This is a genomic window from Cyanobacteria bacterium FACHB-DQ100, assembly GCA_014695195.1.
Lineage (GTDB): Bacteria > Cyanobacteriota > Cyanobacteriia > Leptolyngbyales > Leptolyngbyaceae > Leptolyngbya.
In genome coordinates, this window is sequence record JACJNW010000019.1 from 29,978 (window position 1) to 53,947 (window position 23,970).

Sequence of the window (23,970 nt, forward strand, 5' to 3'; positions counted from 1 at the left end):
GCCATGCATTCTCAGCGAGGTGAGGCTGAGGCTCAAGCCCTACAAACGACCTAGATACTCGATCGTGCACGAGGCGATACCGTTTTCAGCAAATCATAGCCCACGAACCTGAGAATACTACCTAACCTAGAAGAATAGATTAGTCGGTTCTCGGTTCTCGGCTGTTCTAACTGTCCTCATCACGATTTGCGGGTTGCGGACGCTGGAAAAAATTCGCCACCGTTTTCAGCGTCACAGGTTCGCGCTCTCGACGGCGTTTGCGATGATTTAAAGCAGAATTGGGACGCTGGCGTTTGCGCGATCGCGTCTGTTGCTCGACACCTTCATCTGATCGGCGCTTGCGGGGTTCAATGTTCTCGTCTTTTGTCAACCACCAATCGACAATAAACCCGCTTGCCAGCCCCCCAAGCGCGCCTAATAAGATGCTAAATAATGCGGGGTAGCCAAGCCCGTAAAAGCTAATCAGGAACAATAGCCAAATCTGAAGCCCAACGGCAAAGCCTTTAGAAACTGGTTCTCCTTTCGCAGCCACAATGGTTCATCCCTAAAACGCTTCTTGAGAATACAGCGAATTTAGCCCGATCGTGCTTCGCTGGCTGCTTTTATTATGGCGAGTTTTAGCGAACCTGCTGCAAGGACGATCGCTCTTAACGATCGTCCGTCTCACTCTAAGCTCGAAGTGAACTCGGCAAAACCCGACTCAAAATCACATACAGCACTGCTGCCGAAACCACTCCGTTAATTGGCGCAATCCCAAACCCTGTTGCACTAGAGAACTGGGCAATCGCAGCCGCGACCCCATACGCAATCACACCTGCCCAATTAAACGCAGGGAGCGGTGATTCGAGCGATGGGAAACTTCCCTTACGGGAAAACCAATAATCCGCCATGATAATGCCTCCCACTGGAGGAATCACCGTTCCTAGAAAGAGCAGAAACGGAATCATCTGTCCGTAGATTCCACCTAGCGCAAGAATCAATGCGAAGGTTGACCCCCCCAACACAAAAGCGGTTCGCTTTGAAGTACGGAAAAAGTTACTGCCGGCGATCGAAAACGCATAGATTGTGTTGTCCTGAGTTGTCCAGACGTTCAGGATCAGTAGAATTAATCCACCCAGCAGCAATCCTTGTTTTGCCATCGCTTCGATCAAATCATTGGTACCGTACACCAAGGTACAGAATGCACCCGCGAAGATGAGCAAGCCATTGATCAACATAAACGCAGACAAGGTACTCCAGACTGCATTCTTGGTTGAATCTGCGTAGCGGCTCCAGTTTGTTGCCTGAGTTCCACCAGAGATAAAGGTTGCAATCACAACGGCGATCGCTTCTGTAAAGCCAATCGACTGAGTTGGAACTAAAGCAAACAGATTGCCTGCGTCTCGAAACCCGATCGACAGACTCAAGGCAATCAGAACGAGCATGGCGGGGACGGCTAATCGGCTTAACCAGTCCATTGCCGTATACCCCAGATAAGCTGTCACACAGAACGCATAGGTGAAAAACGCGATCGCAAACCACTCTAGCGATTCTGGCAGATTCAGCAACTTTAACAACGCATCTGCAATAAACGCATTCGTCACCGCATACCAACCGATTTGGGTAAAACCCAAAATAAAATCGACCCAGCGCGACCCGATCGCCCCGAAGCTAAATCGCGCCATCAGCACGGTACTCAACCCGCTTTTTGCCGCAATATAGGCGATTGCAGCACAGTACGACCCTAGTGCCACATTCCCGATGACCATCACCCAGAGCATATCCGCAAAGCGTAGCGATGATCCGAGTTTGCCCCCTGCAAGCAGCGTCGTCGAAGTCAGCGCAAACCCCATTAATAAAGGAGCCAACGACCAGATCGGTTTACGATCGGACAGGGGCACGGCAGACAATGGATAGTCCTGATTCGCCTGTGAGCGATCAGGGACTTGTGATTCACCAATAAGACTCATACGAGAATTCGCCTAGTAAAGATTCCCGATATTCTGCAATACTTAGGCAAATCTTAGGGTATTAGACGTTACCGCAAAACGTTGCGGTAGAAAGCAGGCTTTCCGCTAACCACACTGCCCGCGCTGTCTTAAAAAGTGATCGCATAGCACGAGGGCAACCATCGCTTCAACCATCGGAACCGCACGCGGCAACACACAGGGGTCGTGTCTACCTTTCGCTGCTAACGTTACGGCTTCCCCGGTATTGGTCACGGTCTTCTGTTCCTTGCGGATAGTTGCGGTCGGTTTGAATGCTACACGAATGACGATATTTTCTCCGTTTGAGATTCCGCCTTGTACTCCGCCCGATCGATTCGTCGCGGTGCGAATTTTGCCTGCTTCATCGGTGTAGAACTCGTCATTGTGTTCGCTTCCGGTCATCAGCGTTCCGGCAAATCCCGAACCAATCTCAAATCCCTTCGTCGCGGGCAGAGACATCACTGCTTTTGCTAAGTCTGCCTCTAGCTTGTCAAACACAGGCTCACCCAATCCCATCGGAACGCCACGCGCGACGCACTCGACCACGCCGCCGATCGAATCTCCCTGCCCCCCGACTTGCTGAATCAGATCAATCATTCGTTCTGCACAGTCTTGATCTGGACAGCGCACAATGTTGCTTTCAACTTGCTCTAGTGTGACCAAGTTCGGATCGATCGCAGCTTCGAGATCTTTAATCCGCTTAACGTACCCAACAATTTCAATGCCGGATTGCTGAAGCACTTTCTTAGCGATCGCGCCTGCTGCGACTCGTCCGATCGTTTCTCGCGCCGACGATCGTCCGCCACCTGCCACCGCTCGAATGCCATACTTCGCATCGTAAGTTGCGTCGGCATGAGAGGGACGATACTTCACTGCCATATCGCTATAGTCTTGCGATCGCTGGTCTTTGTTGCGTACCAGAATCGCGATCGGCGTGCCCAGCGTTTTGCCATCTACGATGCCTGAGAGAATTTCACACTGATCGGCTTCATTTCGCGGAGTCGTAATTTTGCTTTGACCGGGACGACGGCGATCGAGTTCGACTTGAATTTCTTCTGCAGATAGCTCGATCAACGGTGGGCATCCATCGATTACGACACCGACACCGCCGCCGTGTGATTCCCCAAAGGTGCTAATGCGAAATAAATGTCCAAACGTACTGCCCATGTTGATCTATTGGTTGATCCATTAATTGCTTAAGGTTTCGATCGTACCGGAAAACAGCCTATCGCAAGATAGATTCTTTGGGGTTGTGCATCTTTGAGGCTTTAGGGTCGTCTGTAATAGAAAGAGTCTAATGCGTTATTTGTGATGTCTTACTTAAAAAAATCAATTGCATCATGTCTAGGAATCGGGATTGCGCTTTTGGTCGCGAGTTCTCCAGCGATCGCGGCAAAGCGAGTTGTGCTCAAATACAAAATTCTGCGCGAGTCAGTTTCGGTTGAAGAACTGGCTCAGTTTGCTAGAACCGGCGAGGCTTCCAGGGATTTGAAAACTTATCTTCGGCTCTCGCGTCAGAATCCTCAAGCGGTTCAACAAACCTTGACTCGACCAATCAAGGTCAACCTAGTTTTGCTCGATCGCGTTCTCAATAGCCCGATTGGAAATGGGGTTCTCGATCAATTGGGGCAGGGAATTCAGACCTCAAAAGGTGGAGCTGAACGCCAAGCGCTACGGGCTGCTTTAGTGCTGTCTGCTAGCGGAGACGGAGCGATTTCAATTATTGAAATTCTGCAAAACTATCCAACGGAAGACGTGGTTCTCGATGGTGATCGGATTGAAGGAACATATCGACAGTTGAACGAGTTCGCCGATCGCTTACGTCCGCTAGAACGGATTCTGCGCTAAAAACAAAGCAGTCGATCTACAACCGGATCGACTGCTTTAACCGAGATAAAAGCCTGTTAATACGCTAAGGTCTCAAGCGTTTCGCGCAAATATTGATGTACCAGCGCATCTAAATCGATCTCCTGGAGGCTGCGATCGAGCTGCCACCGCTGGAACCCCGAACTTTCTGAGATCGCAAGCTTCAGACTTTCCCACATTTGAGAATCACTGAGGTGAGCTGGGTCGGTCGGATTTGCCGAAAAGGGAGAATTTGCCATGAGATACCTTGGTGTGAGAGAGCAAGCAGACCGTTCAGGCTGAGAGCAGAAGCAATAGTCTAACAAAGTCTGCCTTGTACTTCAGCATAGCTTAGTTATTTGTAGTGTCTGTGTTACGGAAAACATTTTAATACTGATTAATACTGATCGTAGTTTCACTGGCTCAAAGAAACGTACAAGAAAAGGAACAAGAAAGGTGGCGCAACCTTTGAGTCACGCCACCTGCTAACCTTCACCTACAAACCTTGAATCGCGCTTATGCAGAGACCATCTCTCGCAATTCTGCCTCTAGAGCGCGTAATAGCTTCTCATCGCCGCGCTCTTTTGCCGCCTGCATTCGACGGGTCACGTTGCGCTGAATCGTGATGCGGTGAGCATCGCTTACCGAGGGCGATCGCCGCACAAGACTCAACCGCCGGAATTTCGTCGGAGCTTGCAGGGGTTGTACTGTACTGCGGGGTCGCGGTGCTTCCGACCAGTCTGCACGAGGAATATTCATCTCAGCGATCGTCTGACAAGTCCAGCCTTTGGGAGCGCGGCAATCCTGCATTTCTGCTTCGGTGACTTCGATGCTCGGAGCAGAATATTGATAAGATTGAGCAAAACGGGAGTGGCGCATAAGAAAACTCAGAATTTTATCTAACTGACTTGCTCTAAACCGGATGAGCAACTTAAATATATTCTGTATCTTATGCGACAGTCTGGAAATAGAAAATACTCCTTAAGAAACATTCAAAAATCTGACTCCTGCGATTGGAGGCTCTTTAAGTGGGCGCAGACATCGCCAGAATCCCACTGAAGTTCTGCCAGCAGCAGCGTACTGATGCCCGTAATTAATCCCGTCGCGAGAAACTGCCACTCGCTCACGATCGGCAAGACAGTCAGCCCTGCCAGATTTAATAAGCCAATAAAAGCGAAAGCACGCGACTGCATTTTTACGCCGGTGTAAAGATAGCCCACGCCATCGATCACAAGCCAGAGTGGGCATAGATTCAGCAGAATATAGCCCCAGCCCAAAAAAACTCCTAAATCGGTCAGCACCACTCCAAGCACCATCAGAAACACCCAAGCGTTGATGACATCGTTGAGCGGTTTAATCGTGCGCCAGTGCCGGGAAAGCCTGAGCATTGCGATCGTGCCTACGATCGTCAACCCTGTCCACAGCACTGCTTGCAGTTGCCAATCCACCATCCAAAACTGAGCGATCGAGAAAATCAAAGTCGAGATTATTCCCCATAAGAGACAGGCTTGGTCGATGCGGGTGTAAAACGTGGATAAAACGGTTTTTTCGCCTAATTGCCAGTGAACTCGCCACAGCCCTGGTAAATCTTCGATTTCAAACGCCGATCGCTTTCTTCTCAGTAAGGGTGAGGTGAAGCTGAACCATTCCGGCTCAAGTAGAATTCTCCAGTTCATTTCTTAACAAAAGTTATTATTTTTCTAAGGATACTGCGATCGCACCATAGAAGCTACTCTTCGATGCAAACAGTAAAAAATTGATGTTAGTTAAAAGGTTTAAACAAAAGGGTCAGTTAATAATTAATTTATGAAATGCTTTTGATTAAAGCTGTAGCAATAGTTTCAATTCGGTACAATTAATACTTAAGAGACATCTTCTGAAACATTATCTAGATTTCTAGAGATATAGCTATGAAAAAAGTAATCAGCAACAAGCAGACAACTTATTACCAATTACTTTTTTCCTAGCATTAATTTAGCGTTGCGTTATCCGTTGACAACGTTGCCGCCGTTTGGATGCAGAATTTGACCCGACATGTAACTCGAATCATCCGATGCCAAAAATACGTAGCTGGGTGCCACTTCTTCTGGTTGTCCCGCTCGTTGCATCGGTACTTGCTGACCGAACGATTCGACCTTTTCCGGTGGGAAGGTAGACGGAATCAAGGGTGTCCAAATTGGGCCTGGCGCAACCCCGTTCACGCGAATTTCTTTCTCAACCAGCGATTGAGATAACGATCGCGTAAACGCCACGATCGCGCCCTTAGTCGAAGAGTAATCAAGCAGCGAGGGACTCCCCTGATATGCCGTTACAGAAGTTGTGTTGATGATTGCGCTTCCCGCTTTCAGGTGCGGCAGGGCTGCCTTTGTCATGAAAAACATGCTGAAAATATTGGTGCGGAAGGTGCGCTCTAGCTGCTCTGCGGTAATATTTTCGATCGTTTCTTGCGGATGTTGCTCCGCCGCATTATTCACCAAAATCTCAAGATGACCGAATTCCGCGATCGTCTTTTGTACCGCTTGTTGACAAACCGCTTCTTCACCAATGTCCCCCGGAAGCGCAATACAGCGACGACCCTCTTGTTCAACTAGGCGAACAGTTTCCTTGGCATCTTCATGTTCGTTCAGATAGGAAATTGCGACATCTGCGCCTTCTTTGGCAAATAAAATTGCAACAGCGCGACCAATTCCACTATCACCACCTGTAATTAGTGCGACTTTATCCAGTAACTTGTCGCTGCCTTTGTATTTAGAATCCTGGCTCCGAGGCAGTGGATTCATTTGGGATTCGCGCCCCGGTTGCTGGTCTTGCTGTTGAGCGGGCTGTGTTGGTTGCTTCTCTGAGGCTTGTACCATTGTGATCCTCCTGTGGTATTGCACATTGGCGGCTTGGGCAATCCTGAGAGGATCACCCAATGTGAAAAACTACCGCCAAACCTGATTGCCGTTCTCGTCCAGACGAGCCATCCGAATCATGTCAGAGATTTCCTCAGCATCTTTGACGTGGTGCAGCGCTTTCTTTTCACCTTCGGGCGTGTCAACCACGAAGTAGGTCGGAACGGTAATATGGTCGCCTGTAATGTCAGGGGCATCAACTGCAACTTGTTGTGCTTTTTCTTCGAGCGACATCGATTCATCGATGCGATCGCCAGGATTTGCCGTCAAACCACCTTTTTCAAGCTCTTTTAACTGCGCTAATTTCTGTTTAGGATCGACTTCTTGAGGAGTCATCGGTTGATTAATTTCACCACTATTGTCAGCAGGTTTTGAGTCGTTATTCATAAAGTAAAAAATTGAACTCTATCTGATATAAAAGTAAAAAAAAGAGGCAGTAACTACCTCCTTCAAATGTATGAGTTAATTAATCGTCCAAAAGCGTGAAGTCCATTTGCATAAATCAACTGAATTGATTAGGGTCGTCCTTTCGGTCCAACTCCAATGACTGCAACTTTGTGCCGATAAATTAACTCAGCGCCATACCATCCGGTAATGCCTAAAGTGGCTGCAACAAGCACTGAAATAATGATGCCAGTCGGCAAAATTGCGCCCGTTTGATTGCCCCAACGAAGCCACAAGTTTGCTGCCGATAATGCCAGTGCTGCAATATTGCCAACCATGTGCGCCCAGCCTGCACTGTGTTCGCGCACTCGTTGAATTCGCAGAAAATCACTCATGCCTGTTGCCGCAGCAACCAAACCTGAGATTAAGCCACCAATCAGGAGCCAGAAAGAAGCACGCGCCCAGAAAGCATCACTGGTCAGCCAGTAAGCGCCATCGGTGAGCAGCGTACTGGTTAACAGCGCGATCGGAAAGGTGACAATCAGCGGGTGCAGCGGGTGCTTGGCGACATGAACGGTACTGGGAACGCCACTATCGCGCAATTCTGCCTCATCCGATTCAATCAATAGCGGAATATTTGGAGTGGTTCTAGACATGGTGTTCTCCTGTTAGAGTAATCTAGCTTCTAAGATGACGGAAACTGATGGACGATGGCTTCTGACTGAAGGATTAATTTTCCTTTCAATGCAGCCAATCGTTTGATCTGGAGCGACATGTCTCCGACCTCGAAGTTTTTTAGGTCAAGCAGTTCTTTCGCTTCATCTAGCATCGCTTCGGTAAAGGCAGGGGGTAATTCTTGATGGTCTAGATACTCGACATTTTCGAGTACCACTCGCTGCCCGTCTGAGCTAATTTTTGGAACAGCAGTAAAAGCAACTGTTTTTCGTTCTTGTGAGTTTTGTAAAACTACTTCTGTACTCAGGCGAACTTTGCCGTCTCCGGGTAGCCCAAAATTGATCTTTTCCGTATCAACGATTGCCGTTTCACTGTCAACTTGCACTTCTAAATTCAAATCCTGCATCTTGCTACGAACAAAATCAGATCGAAATGCCCGGTTAATATCGGCTTCTGTTAAGGTGACGATCGCCTCTGCTTCGGTGGGATGCGTTAGCTCAATTTTTCCAAAGGCAAGGCTGAGTGGATTAACCGCAACTGACCCAGTGTTAAACTCCATGCTCTCGATGCGGAGGTCTTGCTTCATCACCATTCCTTCGCCTGCGATCGCGACGGAATTGAGTGTGCCAGCGATGACTTTAAGGGGATCAATATCAATTTCAACGTTTAAGTTTTTAACTTCATCAAGCTGACTTTTTATTCCTACTTCTGCAACTTTACTAATCGCTTGATCATCTAAATCGGGCATGATTTGCTCCTAAGCCAGTCTAATCAGCCTCACTTTAGACAATTCAAAAAGCTTCTAAATCTACACACTGACAGAGTAAAGTTGTAATCTCGCTCTCTCTAGGGGCGGGAGACGCGGGATGGCAGTTCGATCGTAAATGTAGAACCGAGTCCAAGTTTGCTCTGGACTGAGACTTCGCCCCCCATTAACTCGGTCAGCGCTTTGGTAATGGCAAGTCCTAACCCTGTGCCGCCATGCTGCCGCGTTGAAGTTTGATTGATTTGCCGAAATTCCTGAAAAATGGTTGCGAACTCAGAGTCGTCAATACCCATGCCAGTATCTTGAACCACGATCTGAATCCTGTCGTATTTTCCAGACTGAACTTGAACGCAAACCGATCCAGAATCCGTGAATTTAATTGCATTTGAGATTAGATTCACAAGAATTTGTTTGACGCGGGCACGATCGTTAATCAAAATGGGATTGTTTGGAGCAAGATGGGTATGAATGGATAAGTTTTTTTGTGCCGCTAGCGAGTGCATTTCTTGAACGGTTTGTGTCACTAACTCATTCAAGTCAAAGGCTGCTAGCTGAAGTTCAATTTGCTTTGTGCGCAGATTAGAAAAATCTAAAATATCTTCAATTAAACTGAGTAAATGTCGTCCATTTTCAAAAATCCGCTCGATCAACTTCATTTGATGCGGCGGAATTTGGCGATGAAATTGCCGTAGTAGCAGGTCAGAAAATCCAAGAATCGCAGTTAAAGGGGTTCGCAATTCATGAGACATGGTTGCGATGAATTGCTCTTTCAATCGATCGGATTCGATCAGCTCTAAATTTTGTAATTGGATTTTTCTTAATTGCTCTTCAATTTGCTTACGATTTGTGATATCACGCAATAACCAGCGAAGCGCGACCGTTTCTCCACTTTCTGTCTTGACGGCTACGATCGTTAATGCGGCTTCAAATCGCGCGCCATTACGGGCGACAAATGAAATCTCCCACTCGCGTACTCGATCGATCGATTGCAGTTGCAGCAAAAGGGATTGAAAAACATTGCGATGTTCTTCTGCAATAAAATTAATTAAAACTTTCCCGACAATATACTTTTTCTCGATCTGTAATAGCTCACATGCAACGCGATTTGCTTCCTGAATTTTGCCGTGCTTGTCGGTAATCAAATATCCGTCTGGAGCAAAATCAAATAGCTCTTCATAACGCCGCTGCTCAGCTTCTAAGGCTTGTCTTGTCTCAGAAAGTTGTTGATTTTGTTCACAGATCTCTTCTTCGATGACTTTTAGCTCTTCTAAAGCTTCTGATAGGGCAGAAAGATACTCTGGAAATGAGGCATCTGATGTAGCCGAAGGTGTTTTATCAGCTGCTTGGTAAAGTTGGTTAAATTGTTGATCGACGGTTTCTAATTGTTGTATTAGTTTTTGCCGATCGCGGATATTTTTTGATTCATTCATAACTCTACGATCGAAGTCTTCTAAAAAAGATTTATCTAAATTCGCTGTCTAAAAATCAGAAGCAATCCGTCTGAATTGATCATAGGTGGGGTGTAATAGCCACTCAAGCTTACGAAATTTTAAGTTTGCGTTAGGCGGATTTGGCTGCCACTCCTAGATTGCATCATTACAAATCCTATAGATTCTTGACTCTATCGTGAGGACTGATCACGGAATGTTTAGTAAAATGCGCTAGATTGTCAGAATCTGTCCGCCGATTTGACTCATGCCGACTCACAATCATCGATGGTTTTTTCCCTCTGTCCACATCGAGCCAGAATTATTCGAGATTTACCGCTCGACGCATCAGTTTTATCAAGAGGTGCAGTCGCGTGAAGCGCACGATCGCTACTGTGAATGGTATGCTGCGGCATCAGAACAACATCGCCGCGAACTTGAAAAAATGCGCGGCGATGTCAATGTATTCGGTTGGTTTCGGCGCAGAAGTTAGATCGCTTCAAGTTCAAACTCTTGCAGATGAGCGCGGAATTTTCCTTCAAATTTCACTAAATACGGAAAATTTGCACTCACCGGACGACCTTGCCATTCTTTTACGATCGCCATAATTTCGCCTTCTTGACCCTGAATGTCAAACGGCTGATTGCGGTGTTCTGGATGGTGATACACCACGACTGATTCTTTCACCCGAACACGATCGCCAATTTTCATCACCTTGAGTGTTCCTCTCTCCGCAAGATTCACCACAATTACTCGACCTAACCGCAGGATAGACAACTTTTTAATCTTTGCATAATGCGTGTCGATCGCTCTATCGTTTGAGCAAATCGTTATTGATGCGCTGACGCAATGATTCAAGCATCGGCTGAATTCGACCGGCTTCGCTCTTAACGCGCTGCTGCATTCCGATCGGATCGCGGTAGTACCAAGTTCCTAATGCTGCACCCCCACCCAACATCAAAACCAGTAAAGTTTTCAGCACAAATCGATTCTTGCGCTTCGGCTTCACGATTTCAGTCGGTGGAATCACGATCAGGGGTGGAATGTCCGGAGCTTCTGCGCTCGGTAACGGCATCGAAACGGGCACTCGGACTTCTGGCAAAGCGGCGGAAACTTGGCAATGAGTGAGAGCGATCGAAGCGTTATCGTGTCCGTTGCGCTGATTGGCAAAATCGAGCCAGGACTTGACGGCAGCTTCGATCGAGAACTTATCCACTAAAATCAGTTCTGCATAGTCTGACCAAGACTGCTCGACAAAGCCGTTATCGCTCATGCCATCCGAACACAGCAGCAGCATTCCGTCTTCTTCGAGAATAAAGCGCCGCACACTTGGATGCAGGTGATGTCCGGCACGGGTTCCCATTGCCTGAGTCAGTGCGCCGGAATCCGGACGTTTTAGCGCTTCTCGATACAGCGATCGACCCATCCGAACTTCCCGCACCGCGACATCATCATCGACAGTGAGCTGATGACAGTATTCCGGCGTAATCCAGTAAGCGCGGCTATCTCCGACACTGACGATATAAAGTTCGTGAGCGTTATTCGCGATCGTTCCTCCCGGTAGCGTGACCCGCTGCGGGATTTGCAGCGCCATTACGAGCGTTGTGCCCATGCGCCGACGCGCTGCGCGATTCTGGGCATCATTTTGCGCGGCGATCAGATTGTTTACGACTCGGACGATCGCTGCCAACTGATCCCCAATCAAATCCGGTGGCAAGGGTTCTGGCTGTCCCGCAATTTCCGAAAGCAGCGCTTTTACCTGCAATTGAATCGACTGTACAGCTAACTGACTGGCAACTTCTCCGCCCTCATGTCCGCCAATGCCATCACAAACGATCGTTAACCGTGCTGACAAGTCATCAAACGTCTGAGTTTTAGAAGTCATCGGGTAACAGGTGTCTTCGTTATGCGGTTGACGACCGATATCCGTTGCACCGTACACCTGAGTTCTAAGCGGCAGTTGGGCAGCCTGTTCGAGTAGAAGCTGATTCAACCGTCTGGAAATGTCGCGATAATTAGCATCTACCGCTTGCATCAAGGCGCAAATCGCTTGTAGAGAGTCTGCGATCGCAGGTTTGGCATCCAAAAGCAACATCAGCCAACTTTCTGCCAGATTTGCCAGCGTCGGCTGATGGAACGATTCCTCGGTGTTGGCTTCATCTAGAACTAATTCTCTCAACCGAATTCGCCAGCCTTCAACCCGAATGTGATCTGGAGAAAGCAAACTAGAAGCGACTCCCAACTCTTGGAGCGGTGTCCACAGTTCCAAAATTTGCCACAGCCAGTAAATTTGCCGTGTAGGGCTGCCTTGATACCACGCTTCGGTGATGGAAGGCTGCAATTCCCCAGTTTCGGCAATCGGAACATTTTCCAGCAGTAAAATCTCGTCGCCCCCGTCGCGGCAGACTCCATACACCTCCGGAGTGTGCAGACGATACGGATACAGCAGCAGATAGTTTTGTGCCAATTCTGACGCGAGGAGCGGCACTTGCGGATCGCTTTCCGGTTGCGTATCTAGCCAAATTTGGGAAGTCTTGACCTCGTAGCGATCGCCGATCGTCGTTCCATTTTTTTTGCGCTGTGCAGCCGTTCCCACTGCCCAGACGTAATGAAACCCTTGAGGCTGAGCGCGACTCACGGCAAGGGTGGAAGGACGATCAAAGAGTTTGCCAGTTAGGTTCATAGTGCCAGGCTAGGATGAAGGGGCGAATCGCAACGCATCTTACCGCCAACTGTGCCGAGATGATCAACAGATTGCCGGAATGTTGCATTCACGGTTTGAAGTTTGTATTAAAGCATGACTTTCCAGTACGCGATCGCTGCACGTTGGATTGGGATGAAAAACGGTCTGAAATTATGACTCCTACGATGGTTTGGCTGATTGTCGGTGCGGGACTCTGTTTGGTTGAATTCGTTCTGCCGACTGCGTTTATTGCCTTTGTGTTGGGTTTGAGTGCTTTACTAGTTGGGATCGTCGCTCACCTCTTGCCGCTTGGGGCACAAGTGGTGCTATGGGTGATTTTGTCGATCGTATTGATGTGGGTGTCTCGTCGGTTTGTCAATCGTCGCGCCTCGTATAAACTCGATGCTACCGAAGCCGAAACGCTCACGGCGATTCGCCCCGGAGAAGTCGGGCGCGTTCGGTATGAAGGGAATTCTTGGGCGGCAAAGTGTGAAGGCTCGCTGATTGAGATTCCCCCAGGTCGGCGCGTTTATGTCGTGGGACGCAAGGGAACAACTTTGATAGTGATGCCAGAAGAATTTTAAGGAGAGGTTTTATGTGGGGTTGGTTTATTGCACTTGTGGTTGGCGGTGGAGCGATTTCAAGCGTCAAAATTATTCAGCAGGGAAACGAGGTGCTGATTGAGCGATTGGGGAGCTACGATCGCAAGCTGTCCCCTGGGCTGAATTTTGTGATTCCGGGACTCGATCGTGTTGCCTTTCAAGAAACGATTCGGGAAAAAGTCCTCGATATTCCGCCGCAAGGCTGCATTACCCGTGATAACGTTTCGATCACAGTAGATGCCGTTGTGTACTGGCGGATTGTCGATATGGAGAAAGCCTATTACAAGGTGCAAAATCTGCAATCGGCAATGGTGAATCTGGTTCTAACACAAATTCGCGCTGAGATGGGACAGTTAGAACTCGATGAAACGTTTACGGCGCGATCGCAGATTAACGAGATTCTGCTGCGTGAACTCGATACGGCAACTGATCCTTGGGGTGTAAAAGTGACCCGTGTCGAACTGCGTGACATTGTTCCGTCGAAAGCGGTTCAAGAATCGATGGAACTGCAAATGTCCGCAGAACGCCGCAAACGGGCTGCAATTCTCACATCTGAAGGGGAACGAGAATCGGCGGTGAACTCAGCACGCGGTAAAGCGGAGGCTCAGGTGCTAGACGCTGAAGCACGTCAGAAAGCGGCGATTTTGGCGGCTGAGGCGGAGCAAAAAGCGATCGTCCTCAAAGCCCAAGCGGAACGTCAGCAAGCCGTCCTGAAAGCTCAAGCGACCGCAGAAGCAATTCAGATTGTGACGCAAGCGCTGAATGGTGATGCACGTGCGGCGGAAGCAGGTAAAGTTCTGCTCGCGATGAGTTATCTGGATATGGGTACGACGGTCGGTAAGAGCGATAGCAGCAAGGTGATGTTTATGGACCCGCGCAGCATTCCGGCGACGTTGCAAGGAATGTTGTCGATGGTGGATGAAAACGGGAAGGGTTAATTACCTTCTGGTAGAGGAGACCTCGCTTCGTTTGAGGTTGATGTCCTGATAGAACAGCAATAAACTGATCCCCTTAAATCTTAAATAGAGGAGAGGTTCGCCGTATATTACGGATTACAGCGGGATGGGCATGACTCATCCTGCTTTCTGTTGTCAGTTGACAGCTTCCAGGAGTTTTTCTGCATTTTGAGATTTTGAGCATTTTCCTGACGATGCTTAAGAATTCGAGGTTTTTGAGAGGCATAACGATGCCCATCACCTACTGAGCAGCAAGCTAACGGTTCAAATCAGCGGCGGCAGATAGCCTTGAATTCAGCACCAGTAACTTTTAACTGTCCGCTGCATTTAAGCTGCATTTAAATTGTTGTACCGCTCACGCTGTTATCATTTCAGCTTTTGCACTGGGTGGTACTGGCTCGAAGTGCAAAACCATGATTTGCTCTAGACGCAACCCTAAAGATTCGTATGTACGCCCATTGCGATCGCTGAATTCAACTTCAAATGCAGCACCCTCCGCTAGTGTCTCAACAACTGTACCAACCTGCCCACGCCACAAATTGTATTGGGGAAGGTCAACGACCAGAGCGACAACATCTAGCAACTTAACTGTATTATTTATCATGCTTGTTACCTCCACCAATTACAGAGGATAGCAGGTCGTTAATTTGGGAATCTCTGAACCCTGCTCAATGATCCAACCACTGCGGAGAGTTGCACTTCTATTTTGCCATTCAATTGTGAAGTCTAGAGTGTAACGTTGCCCAAACTCATCTTGTCTTCCTAACTGGGCTTCCTGAACTTTGACAACCTCAAGCAGAATTTGACGCAACTCTTCAGCATCATCAGCCGTCATTTCAAGAATTGACGAAAAAAGTCGCGCTTTGTGCTTGCCATCGTCATGCTCTAAATTGAGGCAATAGTCCTGTAGCTTACGAATATCAACAATTGCATTCTCTGAGTTTGGAATGAGCATCTTAAAGCAGCACTATTTCATAAGTGACTTCATAAGTGTTTGCTGCACTTAAGCCTTTGCCATATAGCACTTGCTTCTGGTCTAGTCGCTATCCAGCCCAGTGGCAAAATGGACAATGGATTCGTCACTTCATCCTGTTTCACAACAAGTTCGCTAAAATCGAGGCTTAGTTCTGCTAGAGCCTCGACGAAGCTTGTGAGTTGTCTAGATAACAAGAGCGATCTCTGTAATTGATCGCTCTTGTCCACTCAACACCTTTTCGCAATCAAGTGCCGCTAAAAGTTGGCATGCTCCGTATTTGCGGTTTTGAGTCGATCGACCACTTCCACGACAGGAAGCGCACCTAACTCACCCGAAGCACGAGTCCGAATACTCAAGGCATTCGCTTCGACCTCTTTGGCTCCAATTACTGCCATCACCGGAATTTTGTCTTTTTCAGCATTGCGGATCAGCTTACCAAGTCGATCGCCCGCCGGAGCCACTTCTGCCCGAATACCCGCTTGTTTCATTTGTTGGGCGACTTCGGTTGCAAACGATCGAAACTCATCGCTCACCGGCAACAATCGAATCTGCTCTGGAGCCAGCCACATTGGGAAATCTCCCGCATATTCTTCGATCAGAATTCCAATCAGTCGCTCCAATGATCCAAACGGCGCACGGTGAATCATCACTGGACGTTTACGGCTACCATCTTCGGCAACGTATTCGAGATCAAAGCGTTCTGGTAAGTTGTAATCGACTTGAACGGTTCCAAGTTGCCATTCGCGATCGAGCGCATCACTAAAGATAAAGTCGAGTTTCGGGCCATAAAACGCCGCTTCCCCAATACCCTCGAAGTATTTCATGCCAAGCGTTTCAACCGCACGACGAATTGCACCCTCAGCTTTCTCCCACGCTTCATCTGAACCGATGTATTTATCAGAGTTTGGATCGCGGAAGCTGAGACGCGCTTTGAAGTTCTTCAGTTGCAGACTCTTGAACACCGAGAGAATCAGATCGACAACACTGAGGAACTCTGCATCAAGTTGTTCAGGAGTGACGAACAAGTGAGAATCATCCACCGTAAAGCCGCGCACTCTGGTTAATCCACCGAGTTCACCAGATTGCTCGTAGCGGTAGACGGTTCCAAACTCAGCCAAGCGCATCGGCAAATCGCGGTACGATCGCAGTTCACTTTTATAAATCTGGATGTGAAATGGACAGTTCATTGGCTTCATCACAAAGCCTTGCTCCTCAGTCCGGGCTTTGTCATCCTCTGCCATCATCGGGAACATATCCTCGCTGTATTTCTGCCAGTGTCCCGAAGTTTTGAACAGGTCAACTCTAGCAATGTGAGGCGTGACGACAGGTAGATAACCGCGCTTAGTTTGCTCCTGTTTGAGAAAGTCTTCCAGGGCCGATCGCAGCACGGTTCCTTTCGGTGTCCACATCGGTAAACCAGGCCCAACCAAATCCGAAAAGATAAACAGCCCTAATTCTTTTCCTAACTTGCGATGATCGCGCTTCATCGCTTCTTCTTTGCGGCGCTTGTATTCGGCTAACTGCTCTGGGGTTTCCCAAGCCGTACCGTAAATGCGCTGCAATTGGGCTTTGGTTTCATCGCCGCGCCAGTATGCCCCCGCAACCGATTCGAGATCGATCGCATCGGGGTTCAATTCTGCGGTACTGTCAACGTGTGGACCTGCACAGAGATCCCACCAGTGGTCGCCCAGATGATAGATCGTGATCGGCTCTTGTTTGATGTCGTCGAGAATTTCTAGTTTGTACGGCTCATTGATCGTTTGAATTCTGGCTTTTGCTTCTTCGCGGCTCACTTCCTCGCGGGTCACAGGCAAATTGCGACGAATAATTTTCGCCATCTCTTTTTTGATCGCCTTGAGATCTTTTTCGGTAAATGGCTCCGGGCTATCAAAATCGTAGTAAAACCCGTTTTCGATCCAAGGCCCGATCGTCACCTGCGCCTTCGGAAAAAGTTTTTGCACCGCCATCGCCATTACGTGCGAAGTCGTATGACGAATCTTCTGTAAGGCTTCGGATTCGCTAGTTTTAGGCAAGTAAATTTTTTCCGACTGAGAAGAAGCGTCTGACATAGAACGAGTAAATGGATGAATGCCTCATCTATCTTACCGATCCCCTGTCATTGTGTGTTCAATCATTATGTGTTCAATCATCGCGTGCTCAATCTGTAGGGTTTCGGGGTAAGATGAGGAAAGGTTACGAAATGTAAAGAAAATAAGGAAACTCTGACGCAGGCTTCTGTTTTTAACGATGTTTAACTCAAATCTACCCGACCGAGACTTACTCAAAACTGTCTTAGAACCGCTGCTGGATGATTTTCAGTATTGGTTTTCGCGATCGCGCACTCTGCTCGAAACCGAAACCCTTTTCTTTCTCTCACCCAAAGAGCAAGCCAACCTGCTTGATCGTGTGATCCAGACGCAGCAGGAAGTTAACGCCGTTCAAGCCTTGCTCAAAGCGACCGACGGACAAGCAGGTGTTGATACTTCTGTTTTGGTCGCTTGGCATCAACTCGTGAGCGAATGTTGGCAAGTGAGTATGAAGCTGCGATCCCAGAGATCCTCCTAGCGGCTTCAAACTCTCTCTTAAATGGGATGCCAGGATTTAACAAAATCTGAGAGACTATTAGATAATTAGAAAACCAATTTTCATACTTCCAGACGGGACTGACTTAATTTCTGTTTGGGTAAATCTCTATTTCGTCGTCCACTTGGCTTGGGAAAGAGGCATATGATACTGCACCTGCTTTACATTCTGGCGTTCACAACACTGGCATTCTTAGCCGTTGGTAATTTGATTCGGAATATGATGGCCCTGGGAATTGAGTCGCAGCGTCAGTATGCGCCGACTGCACGATCGCAAAATCGCCCGGTTCCCCATCCTGAACTGCTCGACGAAAACGGCAGAATGATCAATGAACCGCTGTTGGTGATGCGATCGATGAGCGTGGAAGATGCGCGTGAGCAATTGGACGCAATTTATAAATCTTCGCCGGGTGGGGAATCCGCCCCATCGGGAGACGACTAGCCCCAAGCACAAAAGCCATAATTTAGAGTAAGGCGCATCGATGACGATCGCGCCTTTTCTATTCTGTGGGAGTGAATCATGACAGGCGGCCCTTCTTGGTGGAACCAGATTCGAGAAACAGTGGGACAAGGCGTTTCGGAAGCGGGCAAACGAGTTTCGATCGAGTCGCTTTCCCGATCAGTTTCCGGTTGGTTTCGAGTGGACGAAGCCGAAGTGCAGGAAATTTTGCGACAAGTGAGAGCAGAACTGCCGACGACTGAAGCGCTATTAGTCGGAAAACCGCAATCGGGGAAAAGCTCGATCGTGCGGAGTTTAACCGGGGTGTCAGCCGAAATCGTCGGTCAAGGATTCCGCCCGCATACGCAGTACACGCAGCAGTACAGCTATCCCACTCAAGAGTTACCTTTGCTTGTGTTTACGGATACGGTCGGTTTAGGCGACGGAATGCAAGAAACTTCAGAGGTGATCCGCGAATTAATCGGCGAACTCCAGCCTGATCAAACTCGTGCTAAGGTTTTGATTCTCACCGTAAAGATCAGTGACTTTGCCACCGATACTCTCAAACAAATCGCGAGCCAAATTCGCGCTAAACACTCTGAAGTCCCTTGCTTACTTGCTGTCACCTGTTTGCACGAATTGTATCCAGCCGAGGTGAGTGATCATCCTGACTATCCACCCAGTTTTGCGAATGTCGATCGCGCCTTTTCCACAATTCAGCAGAACTTTGCAGGATTGTTCGATCGCGCTGTCTTAATCGATTTCACCCTAGAAGAAGACGAATTTCACCCGCCGTTTTATGGATTGGAAGCGTTCATCGAAGCGTTGTCGGAACTATTACCCGAAGCAGAAGCAAGAACGATCGCGCAACTGTTGAACGATCGAGATGAAGGCAAACAAATCGGTGAACTCTATCGCGATGCCGGACGACGCTACATTTTGCCGTTTTCCGTGATGGCGGGGGCTGCGGCTGCGATTCCGATACCTCTGGCGACGATGCCTGTATTAACGGCGCTGCAAGTTTCGATGGTTGGTGCATTGGGGCAGTTGTACGGTCAGACCTTAACGCCATCGCAGGCAGGAGGAGTTGTGAGCGCGATCGCGGGGGGATTTGTGGCGCAAGCGATCGGGCGAGAATTGATTAAGTTTGTGCCGGGATTTGGCAGTGTGATTGCGGCATCTTGGGCGAGTGCGTACACTTGGGCACTGGGAGAAGCAGCTTGCGTGTATTTTGGGGATTTGCTCGGCGGGAAAAATCCCGACCCGCAGCGGATTCAAGCTGCGATGAAAGAATCGTTTCAGTTAGCAAAAGAGCGGTTCAAGCGACCTTGATCGGGTATTGAAGTGCGTTTAAAGCAGAGTGCAAGTTCGCCTGCAAAAAGTAACAGTGAAGTGGTAGGATCGCGAACTAAATAAAATGAAGCGGGATTAGATTTAGATGCCTGATCCCGCTTGAAGAATTATGCCGAGAATGACTTACCGCAGCCGCAGGTTTGATTGGCGTTAGGGTTAGTGAACTGGAATCCGCCGCCGATTAAAGCAGTGCTGTAATCCAGCATCAAGCCATAGAGATAAAGTAAGCTTTTCGGATCGCACACAACTTTAAAGCCGTCATAATCAGAAACATGATCATCAGGGCGAATGTTGTTTGGATCTTCAAAATCCATGGTGTAGGACATTCCAGAGCAACCGCCGCCGCGCACACCGACGCGCAGACACAGATCTTTACCTTGCTGTTCTCGAAGCATCATTACGTGCTTTAGGGCGGATTCGCTCATTTGAATGCCGCGCTGGGGCTGAGTAGCTGGAGTAGTTTGAGTCATGCGATCGCTCCTACGAAATCCCAATTGAAACTGGTTATATCCCTATTTTAGCAATTCTGCTCTTGCAATCACGGGTTTCCGTGCAATCGACGATTAAAAGTTACGAAGATCATTCAAAAACAAAGCCTATTTTTGATCTAAGTCAAGGCATTCGCACAATGATTCCCCTACGCTTGAATTGTGAATGGTTCAAGGACAAAGCAATGACAACTTTCGAGATTAATAATACTGTCGGCGCGGTCGTGCGTGATTATCCTGCTCTTTCGCGTCAGTTTGAACAAGTAAACATTGACTATTGTTGCGGCGGCAAAAGAACTTTAGAAGAAGCCTGTCGTCAACGCGGTATCGATCCTGAAGCATTCCTAACGCAGTTAGAGAACAATGCAGCTAAAGAACCTGCCTCGGAGATGAATTTGAGTGGTTTATCGTTGACCGCCCTAGCAAATCATATCGAGCAGACTCATCACGCCTATCTGCATACAGAACTTCCACGCCTCGAAAAGATGGTGACAAAAGTTGCTGCGGTGCATGGAGACAAAGAACCTCGTTTACTTGAAATCAGAAACGTCTTTCTAGAGCTATCGGCAGACCTGACAACCCATTTGCTTAAAGAAGAGCAAGTTTTGTTTCCGATAGTTCGACAGTTAGAAGCGAGTAATGTTCTCCCTATCTTTCATTGTGGTAGTTTGTGCAATCCTGTTTCTCGGATGGAACTTGAGCATGATGCTGCTGGACGTGCATTAGAAAAACTGCGCCAACTCACCAACAATTACACTCCGCCAGAATGGGCATGTAATACCTATCGATCGATGCTGAACGCGCTAGAGGCTTTTGAACAAGATATGCACCAGCACATCCACAAAGAAAACAATGTGCTGTTTCCGGGTGCGATCGCATTAGAGCAAAAGTTTATCCACTCCTGATTAATGCTGTTCAAAATTCTAGTCATTCTGCATACTCTAGGAGCGACCGTCTGGACAGGTTGGGTGGGCTAGGTTAGAGATCAAGGTGCTGTAATCACAAAGGATAGTGCAATGACGCTTCCAGGCTCTAGTTCGCTTCCAGAAAAAGCTTCTCACTCTTCTGGTCAGGCTTGGTATCGTCCGATCGTGTCACCCGAACATGGAGCCTATGTGATGTTGCTAGTGTCATTTCTCACTGGAGCGGCAGCCGCACAACATTGGACAGGGGCAACTACACTCGCGCTAATTTCTGCATTTGCAGGATTTCAGGCAGAACATCCATTAGTGCTGCAAATCAAGCAGCGACGAAGTTGGAAACCTCGACTCTTAGCTTGGGGCGGACTGTATGCGGTTGTCTCATTTAGTATTGCAGCTTATTTATCTCTGCAAGCTTCTGAATTGTTGTGGTTGTATCTAGGTGCGATCGTCGCTTTTGCGGTCGATGCAATTTCAGTCTTTTACCGACAGCAAAAATCATTTGGTAACGAACTATTAACCTTTGCAGCCGTTTGTCTTGCCGCACCATTTGCTCATATTGCAACCGGTGGAGCTTTGACAGCTTCAATTGTAGGACTGTGGCTGTTGAACACTCTATTCTTTAGCAGCGCCATTTTTACGGTAAAGCTGCATAAACCGAAAACGGCATCATTAACGCTAGCACTGATTTATCACGCGATCGCAACTTTGATGGCTTGTGGACTTTGGTACTACGGCTGGTTGAGCTTGTATTCAGCGATCGGATTTGGTGTGGTTCTGCTGAAGTTTACTTTGATTTTGGCACGACGCAATTGGTATCAAACAACAGCAATTCAAAATGTTGCCATGCTTGAAACCAGTTCTGCATTGTTATTTTTGGCAATCGTGGCACTGTCCCTACTGCCTGCCCATCTCAACTAAAGATCTTCACGGCAGAATAGCGGTATCTTGAGAAGGATGAATCAACTGTTGCAGAAGCTGTTTGAGCGATCGTCGCTGTGGTTCCCGTAGCCAAATCAAAGGCAACAGTGCCAAAAGTCGCAACACACTAGAGAACACAAACAATCCCGTCATTCCGCCAACATCCGCAAACTGCGCGAACCACCCACCGACTAAAGCGCCCATTGCTCCAGCAACACCACCGATCGCACCAGTAATTGCGAAATACTTCGTATGATGTTGAGTGGGTGCGATCTCAAGCTGCAAATTGTTGATGCACAAATCGACGGCTGCGATCGTTCCACCGCCTAATAGATGCAGCATGGGAAACCAAAGCCAGATTGACAACGAGCTTGCATCAGTTCCTAGCCACAGCACCGGAGTAACAGCAACCAGTATTCCATCTAGCAAGAGAATTGCTCGATTGCCGATTTGATCCGCTAATTTGCCCCAAAAGAACAGCATCAATAAATTGGCTCCAGCCCCCAAACCGTTATAGAGTGTAACCCAACTCAAATCAAGAGCCAGATTATCCAGCAAGTACAAATTAAAAAACGGATTGCTCAGATTAATGCCAAACGCCCAGATGCTGAAATAAAGCAGGAACAGTAGAAAATGGAAGTTGTTTAGAATGCTGCGGGATGCGGTTTCTGGTGGATTGATCGTAAAAACTTCCCCAGCAATTGCACAGTTCTGATCAACTTCTAATGTCTGCGAACAACGAGCTTGCGGATTTACATCGCTCATTCGAGACTGAAAGCCTAAGCTAATTAACCCAGCCAAAACTCCCACAATCACCATCACGCCATATCCTTCAATGCTGCCACCGCTCCAGCGCGACACCATCACCCCCAAACAGGGCAAAGCCACTAAACTGGTGAGGCTGAAGGTACTATTGCGAAAGCCGAAATATCGTCCGCGCAGTTGTCGAGGCACTAATGTTGCTAACCAAGACAGCCAGGATGCCCCACCCAGTGCACCCAGAGTATGGGTTGCCAACATTACTGCTAACGTTGCCACAATCATTTGCTGAGGGTGTGTGGGGTGAACACTAAAGACGATGATTGCGATCGCTAACGGCAACCAAAGTAAGCGAGAAATACTATAAATCCATAGGCTGTAGCGCCGTCGGCTAGTTGTTGAATCTGCCCAATAAGCTCCTAAAGGTTGCAGTAAGTTTGCCAGCATCGGAATGGAAGCAAACATTCCGATCTGGATTGGTGTTGCTTTTAGCTCGACAAGAAAATTGCTCAGTAACACTCCACCCATGATATTAGAGAAAATTGTTGCGAAAACACCATCCAACGTTGAAGCACGGAGGCTCGATCGAATTTCATCTTTGGAAGGTTTTGTAGCGAGAGTGGAGGGAACTGAAGTGGATATTGTCAGAAATTGTACGGGAAGCTCTTCGAGTGGAGAAACACTCGTTTCGTCTAAATAATTTGTCACACAGGGTTAATCAAGCTCATCCCTTTCATTCAAGCACTTTATGGTGCCGATCAAATTGTCGGTTAGCAATGAAGATACTGAGTCGATGAATAAGCGAATGACTACATTTCGCAACCAGCTTAATCTTCACAAGTTTCTCACGATCGCGATCTATCCTTGGCACATAAGAGAAGCAAGAGGCTACTGGAATGCTTAAGTGCTTCTGTATTCCATCTTTGCTTAAAGCGAGGTCTGTTTTATGTCAAAAACGATCGTTAACTTAACAGAACATCATATTCTTCAAGAAATCGAACGAGTCGTAGAAGACTATCCGCAACATCCATACCAACAAGCATTTTCTCATCCTGACTTCCGTCAGCAATTGTTAGTGTGGGTTCTCAACCGGGTTCCGAGTGTGTTTACCCTGGTTGAGGACACTCAAGAAGTCAGTGTTCACCCAACTTATGCTCCCTACTGTAGCGATCCGCAGTCTTGTACCGAGTTCGTCATTCGTCAGGGCATCGAAGAAATTTTGGCGCAGAATCAGCAAGAAATCGAACATTGCTTACCTGAAGAGGAAGATGCTGGGTTAGCGCCTTCTCACTGGTTCGGCTAATTGTGCATTCTTTGCTCGCGCTGAGAAATA

Annotated in this window: 28 protein-coding genes; 10 read left to right on the forward strand and 18 right to left on the reverse strand. The window is 48.0% G+C overall.

Features of this window, described 5'->3' with window-relative positions; all coding sequences use genetic code 11:
* Window positions 1–166: 166 nt before the first annotated feature.
* The 3 genes from H6F51_05040 to aroC all read right to left on the reverse strand — a co-directional run bounded on the left by H6F51_05040 (window position 167) and on the right by aroC (window position 3,134).
* Window positions 167–532, reverse strand: a complete 366-nt coding sequence (locus tag H6F51_05040; GenBank protein ID MBD1821862.1) for a hypothetical protein — start codon at window positions 530–532, stop codon at window positions 167–169.
* 136 nt (window positions 533–668) lie between these two features.
* A complete protein-coding gene (gene codB / locus H6F51_05045) occupies window positions 669–1,949 on the reverse strand; it encodes a cytosine permease (GenBank protein MBD1821863.1) in 1,281 nt (426 codons plus the stop codon).
* Window positions 1,950–2,054: 105 nt separating this feature from the next.
* Window positions 2,055–3,134: a chorismate synthase gene (gene aroC, locus H6F51_05050; GenBank protein ID MBD1821864.1), complete on the reverse strand. Its 1,080-nt coding sequence runs from the start codon at window positions 3,132–3,134 to the stop codon at window positions 2,055–2,057.
* 144 nt (window positions 3,135–3,278) lie between these two features.
* Here aroC and H6F51_05055 point away from each other — a divergent pair, with 144 nt between their 5' ends.
* Window positions 3,279–3,815, forward strand: a complete 537-nt coding sequence (locus H6F51_05055) for an alpha/beta hydrolase (protein ID MBD1821865.1) — start codon at window positions 3,279–3,281, stop codon at window positions 3,813–3,815.
* A gap of 56 nt (window positions 3,816–3,871) precedes the next feature.
* Here H6F51_05055 and H6F51_05060 read toward each other — a convergent pair whose 3' ends face one another.
* The 8 genes from H6F51_05060 to H6F51_05095 form a co-directional block, all read right to left on the reverse strand.
* The gene (locus tag H6F51_05060) at window positions 3,872–4,072 is read right to left on the reverse strand and encodes a hypothetical protein (GenBank protein ID MBD1821866.1); all 201 of its coding nucleotides are present in this window, start codon (window positions 4,070–4,072) and stop codon (window positions 3,872–3,874) included.
* 256 nt (window positions 4,073–4,328) lie between these two features.
* A complete protein-coding gene (locus H6F51_05065; GenBank protein MBD1821867.1) occupies window positions 4,329–4,691 on the reverse strand; it encodes a hypothetical protein in 363 nt (120 codons plus the stop codon).
* A 113-nt stretch (window positions 4,692–4,804) separates the two neighbouring features.
* Window positions 4,805–5,488, reverse strand: a complete 684-nt coding sequence (locus H6F51_05070; protein ID MBD1821868.1) for a hypothetical protein — start codon at window positions 5,486–5,488, stop codon at window positions 4,805–4,807.
* A gap of 309 nt (window positions 5,489–5,797) precedes the next feature.
* The gene (locus H6F51_05075; protein ID MBD1821869.1) at window positions 5,798–6,667 is read right to left on the reverse strand and encodes an SDR family oxidoreductase; all 870 of its coding nucleotides are present in this window, start codon (window positions 6,665–6,667) and stop codon (window positions 5,798–5,800) included.
* 69 nt (window positions 6,668–6,736) lie between these two features.
* Window positions 6,737–7,093, reverse strand: coding sequence for a hypothetical protein (locus H6F51_05080; GenBank protein ID MBD1821870.1), 357 nt, complete (start codon window positions 7,091–7,093; stop codon window positions 6,737–6,739).
* 128 nt (window positions 7,094–7,221) lie between these two features.
* Window positions 7,222–7,746, reverse strand: a complete 525-nt coding sequence (locus H6F51_05085) for a DUF2231 domain-containing protein (GenBank protein ID MBD1821871.1) — start codon at window positions 7,744–7,746, stop codon at window positions 7,222–7,224.
* Window positions 7,747–7,775: 29 nt separating this feature from the next.
* Window positions 7,776–8,513, reverse strand: coding sequence for a DUF2993 domain-containing protein (locus H6F51_05090; protein MBD1821872.1), 738 nt, complete (start codon window positions 8,511–8,513; stop codon window positions 7,776–7,778).
* 98 nt (window positions 8,514–8,611) lie between these two features.
* Window positions 8,612–9,961 (reverse strand): PAS domain S-box protein, encoded by a 1,350-nt coding sequence (locus H6F51_05095; protein ID MBD1821873.1) that lies wholly within the window; start codon window positions 9,959–9,961, stop codon window positions 8,612–8,614.
* A 265-nt stretch (window positions 9,962–10,226) separates the two neighbouring features.
* On the opposite strand from H6F51_05095, the gene H6F51_05100 reads away from it, so the two are divergent.
* The gene (locus tag H6F51_05100) at window positions 10,227–10,451 is read left to right on the forward strand and encodes a hypothetical protein (GenBank protein ID MBD1821874.1); all 225 of its coding nucleotides are present in this window, start codon (window positions 10,227–10,229) and stop codon (window positions 10,449–10,451) included.
* Here H6F51_05100 and H6F51_05105 read toward each other — a convergent pair.
* Together H6F51_05105 and H6F51_05110 are read right to left on the reverse strand one after the other, a co-directional pair.
* Window positions 10,448–10,669, reverse strand: a complete 222-nt coding sequence (locus H6F51_05105; protein MBD1821875.1) for a ferredoxin-thioredoxin reductase variable chain — start codon at window positions 10,667–10,669, stop codon at window positions 10,448–10,450. The two genes, H6F51_05100 and H6F51_05105, sit on opposite strands and share 4 nt — an antisense overlap.
* 100 nt (window positions 10,670–10,769) lie before the next feature.
* On the reverse strand, window positions 10,770–12,641 hold the full coding sequence (locus tag H6F51_05110) for a protein phosphatase 2C domain-containing protein (protein MBD1821876.1): 1,872 nt from the start codon (window positions 12,639–12,641) through the stop codon (window positions 10,770–10,772).
* Window positions 12,642–12,814: 173 nt separating this feature from the next.
* On the opposite strand from H6F51_05110, the gene H6F51_05115 reads away from it, so the two are divergent.
* Window positions 12,815–13,225: an NfeD family protein gene (locus H6F51_05115; protein ID MBD1821877.1), complete on the forward strand. Its 411-nt coding sequence runs from the start codon at window positions 12,815–12,817 to the stop codon at window positions 13,223–13,225.
* Window positions 13,226–13,236: 11 nt separating this feature from the next.
* A complete protein-coding gene (locus H6F51_05120) occupies window positions 13,237–14,181 on the forward strand; it encodes an SPFH/Band 7/PHB domain protein (protein ID MBD1821878.1) in 945 nt (314 codons plus the stop codon).
* Between the two features lie 373 nt (window positions 14,182–14,554).
* On the opposite strand, the gene H6F51_05125 is transcribed toward H6F51_05120, so the two are convergent.
* From H6F51_05125 to H6F51_05135, 3 genes are all read right to left on the reverse strand, one after another.
* Window positions 14,555–14,803, reverse strand: a complete 249-nt coding sequence (locus tag H6F51_05125; protein MBD1821879.1) for a DUF4926 domain-containing protein — start codon at window positions 14,801–14,803, stop codon at window positions 14,555–14,557.
* 18 nt (window positions 14,804–14,821) lie between these two features.
* The gene (locus tag H6F51_05130; GenBank protein ID MBD1821880.1) at window positions 14,822–15,154 is read right to left on the reverse strand and encodes a hypothetical protein; all 333 of its coding nucleotides are present in this window, start codon (window positions 15,152–15,154) and stop codon (window positions 14,822–14,824) included.
* A 275-nt stretch (window positions 15,155–15,429) separates the two neighbouring features.
* On the reverse strand, window positions 15,430–17,244 hold the full coding sequence (locus tag H6F51_05135; GenBank protein ID MBD1821881.1) for a threonine--tRNA ligase: 1,815 nt from the start codon (window positions 17,242–17,244) through the stop codon (window positions 15,430–15,432).
* Window positions 17,245–17,422: 178 nt separating this feature from the next.
* Between H6F51_05135 and H6F51_05140 the strand changes: the two genes are divergently transcribed.
* The 3 genes from H6F51_05140 (at window position 17,423) to H6F51_05150 (ending at window position 19,528) form a co-directional block, all read left to right on the forward strand.
* A complete protein-coding gene (locus tag H6F51_05140) occupies window positions 17,423–17,740 on the forward strand; it encodes a DUF2605 domain-containing protein (GenBank protein ID MBD1821882.1) in 318 nt (105 codons plus the stop codon).
* Window positions 17,741–17,902: 162 nt separating this feature from the next.
* Entirely contained in the window at window positions 17,903–18,199 is a 297-nt protein-coding gene (locus tag H6F51_05145) for a DUF2973 domain-containing protein (protein ID MBD1821883.1), read from the forward strand.
* A 78-nt stretch (window positions 18,200–18,277) separates the two neighbouring features.
* Window positions 18,278–19,528, forward strand: a complete 1,251-nt coding sequence (locus H6F51_05150) for a 50S ribosome-binding GTPase (protein ID MBD1821884.1) — start codon at window positions 18,278–18,280, stop codon at window positions 19,526–19,528.
* A gap of 128 nt (window positions 19,529–19,656) precedes the next feature.
* On the opposite strand, the gene H6F51_05155 is transcribed toward H6F51_05150, so the two are convergent.
* On the reverse strand, window positions 19,657–20,019 hold the full coding sequence (locus H6F51_05155; protein ID MBD1821885.1) for an iron-sulfur cluster assembly accessory protein: 363 nt from the start codon (window positions 20,017–20,019) through the stop codon (window positions 19,657–19,659).
* Window positions 20,020–20,222: 203 nt separating this feature from the next.
* Between H6F51_05155 and ric the strand changes: the two genes are divergently transcribed.
* Together ric and H6F51_05165 are read left to right on the forward strand one after the other, a co-directional pair.
* Window positions 20,223–20,942, forward strand: coding sequence for an iron-sulfur cluster repair di-iron protein (ric, locus tag H6F51_05160; protein MBD1821886.1), 720 nt, complete (start codon window positions 20,223–20,225; stop codon window positions 20,940–20,942).
* 111 nt (window positions 20,943–21,053) lie between these two features.
* Window positions 21,054–21,878 (forward strand): YwiC-like family protein, encoded by an 825-nt coding sequence (locus H6F51_05165; protein ID MBD1821887.1) that lies wholly within the window; start codon window positions 21,054–21,056, stop codon window positions 21,876–21,878.
* A gap of 6 nt (window positions 21,879–21,884) precedes the next feature.
* Here the strand turns inward: H6F51_05165 and H6F51_05170 are convergent, their stop codons facing one another.
* The gene (locus H6F51_05170; GenBank protein MBD1821888.1) at window positions 21,885–23,345 is read right to left on the reverse strand and encodes an MFS transporter; all 1,461 of its coding nucleotides are present in this window, start codon (window positions 23,343–23,345) and stop codon (window positions 21,885–21,887) included.
* Window positions 23,346–23,583: 238 nt separating this feature from the next.
* Here H6F51_05170 and H6F51_05175 point away from each other — a divergent pair, with 238 nt between their 5' ends.
* Complete coding sequence (locus tag H6F51_05175) at window positions 23,584–23,940, forward strand: hypothetical protein (protein MBD1821889.1); 357 nt, start codon at window positions 23,584–23,586, stop codon at window positions 23,938–23,940.
* Window positions 23,941–23,970 lie beyond the last annotated feature (30 nt).

Excerpts from the sequence above, each read along its gene's own strand:
- H6F51_05115 (MBD1821877.1), top strand. The coding sequence starts at position 12,815 with ATGACTCCTACGATGGTTTGGCTGATTGTCGGTGCGGGACTCTGTTTG.
- aroC (MBD1821864.1), bottom strand. The coding sequence starts at position 3,134 with ATGGGCAGTACGTTTGGACATTTATTTCGCATTAGCACCTTTGGGGAA.
- H6F51_05090 (MBD1821872.1), bottom strand. The coding sequence starts at position 8,513 with ATGCCCGATTTAGATGATCAAGCGATTAGTAAAGTTGCAGAAGTAGGA.
- H6F51_05155 (MBD1821885.1), bottom strand. The coding sequence starts at position 20,019 with ATGACTCAAACTACTCCAGCTACTCAGCCCCAGCGCGGCATTCAAATG.
- H6F51_05110 (MBD1821876.1), bottom strand. The coding sequence starts at position 12,641 with ATGAACCTAACTGGCAAACTCTTTGATCGTCCTTCCACCCTTGCCGTG.
- H6F51_05060 (MBD1821866.1), bottom strand. The coding sequence starts at position 4,072 with ATGGCAAATTCTCCCTTTTCGGCAAATCCGACCGACCCAGCTCACCTC.
- H6F51_05075 (MBD1821869.1), bottom strand. The coding sequence starts at position 6,667 with ATGGTACAAGCCTCAGAGAAGCAACCAACACAGCCCGCTCAACAGCAA.
- codB (MBD1821863.1), bottom strand. The coding sequence starts at position 1,949 with ATGAGTCTTATTGGTGAATCACAAGTCCCTGATCGCTCACAGGCGAAT.
- H6F51_05135 (MBD1821881.1), bottom strand. The coding sequence starts at position 17,244 with ATGTCAGACGCTTCTTCTCAGTCGGAAAAAATTTACTTGCCTAAAACT.
- H6F51_05130 (MBD1821880.1), bottom strand. The coding sequence starts at position 15,154 with ATGCTCATTCCAAACTCAGAGAATGCAATTGTTGATATTCGTAAGCTA.
- H6F51_05140 (MBD1821882.1), top strand. The coding sequence starts at position 17,423 with ATGTTTAACTCAAATCTACCCGACCGAGACTTACTCAAAACTGTCTTA.
- H6F51_05175 (MBD1821889.1), top strand. The coding sequence starts at position 23,584 with ATGTCAAAAACGATCGTTAACTTAACAGAACATCATATTCTTCAAGAA.
- H6F51_05070 (MBD1821868.1), bottom strand. The coding sequence starts at position 5,488 with ATGAACTGGAGAATTCTACTTGAGCCGGAATGGTTCAGCTTCACCTCA.
- H6F51_05150 (MBD1821884.1), top strand. The coding sequence starts at position 18,278 with ATGACAGGCGGCCCTTCTTGGTGGAACCAGATTCGAGAAACAGTGGGA.
- H6F51_05125 (MBD1821879.1), bottom strand. The coding sequence starts at position 14,803 with ATGATAAATAATACAGTTAAGTTGCTAGATGTTGTCGCTCTGGTCGTT.
- H6F51_05100 (MBD1821874.1), top strand. The coding sequence starts at position 10,227 with ATGCCGACTCACAATCATCGATGGTTTTTTCCCTCTGTCCACATCGAG.
- H6F51_05145 (MBD1821883.1), top strand. The coding sequence starts at position 17,903 with ATGATACTGCACCTGCTTTACATTCTGGCGTTCACAACACTGGCATTC.
- H6F51_05120 (MBD1821878.1), top strand. The coding sequence starts at position 13,237 with ATGTGGGGTTGGTTTATTGCACTTGTGGTTGGCGGTGGAGCGATTTCA.
- H6F51_05065 (MBD1821867.1), bottom strand. The coding sequence starts at position 4,691 with ATGCGCCACTCCCGTTTTGCTCAATCTTATCAATATTCTGCTCCGAGC.
- H6F51_05165 (MBD1821887.1), top strand. The coding sequence starts at position 21,054 with ATGACGCTTCCAGGCTCTAGTTCGCTTCCAGAAAAAGCTTCTCACTCT.
- ric (MBD1821886.1), top strand. The coding sequence starts at position 20,223 with ATGACAACTTTCGAGATTAATAATACTGTCGGCGCGGTCGTGCGTGAT.
- H6F51_05055 (MBD1821865.1), top strand. The coding sequence starts at position 3,279 with ATGTCTTACTTAAAAAAATCAATTGCATCATGTCTAGGAATCGGGATT.
- H6F51_05105 (MBD1821875.1), bottom strand. The coding sequence starts at position 10,669 with ATGAAAATTGGCGATCGTGTTCGGGTGAAAGAATCAGTCGTGGTGTAT.
- H6F51_05080 (MBD1821870.1), bottom strand. The coding sequence starts at position 7,093 with ATGAATAACGACTCAAAACCTGCTGACAATAGTGGTGAAATTAATCAA.
- H6F51_05085 (MBD1821871.1), bottom strand. The coding sequence starts at position 7,746 with ATGTCTAGAACCACTCCAAATATTCCGCTATTGATTGAATCGGATGAG.
- H6F51_05095 (MBD1821873.1), bottom strand. The coding sequence starts at position 9,961 with ATGAATGAATCAAAAAATATCCGCGATCGGCAAAAACTAATACAACAA.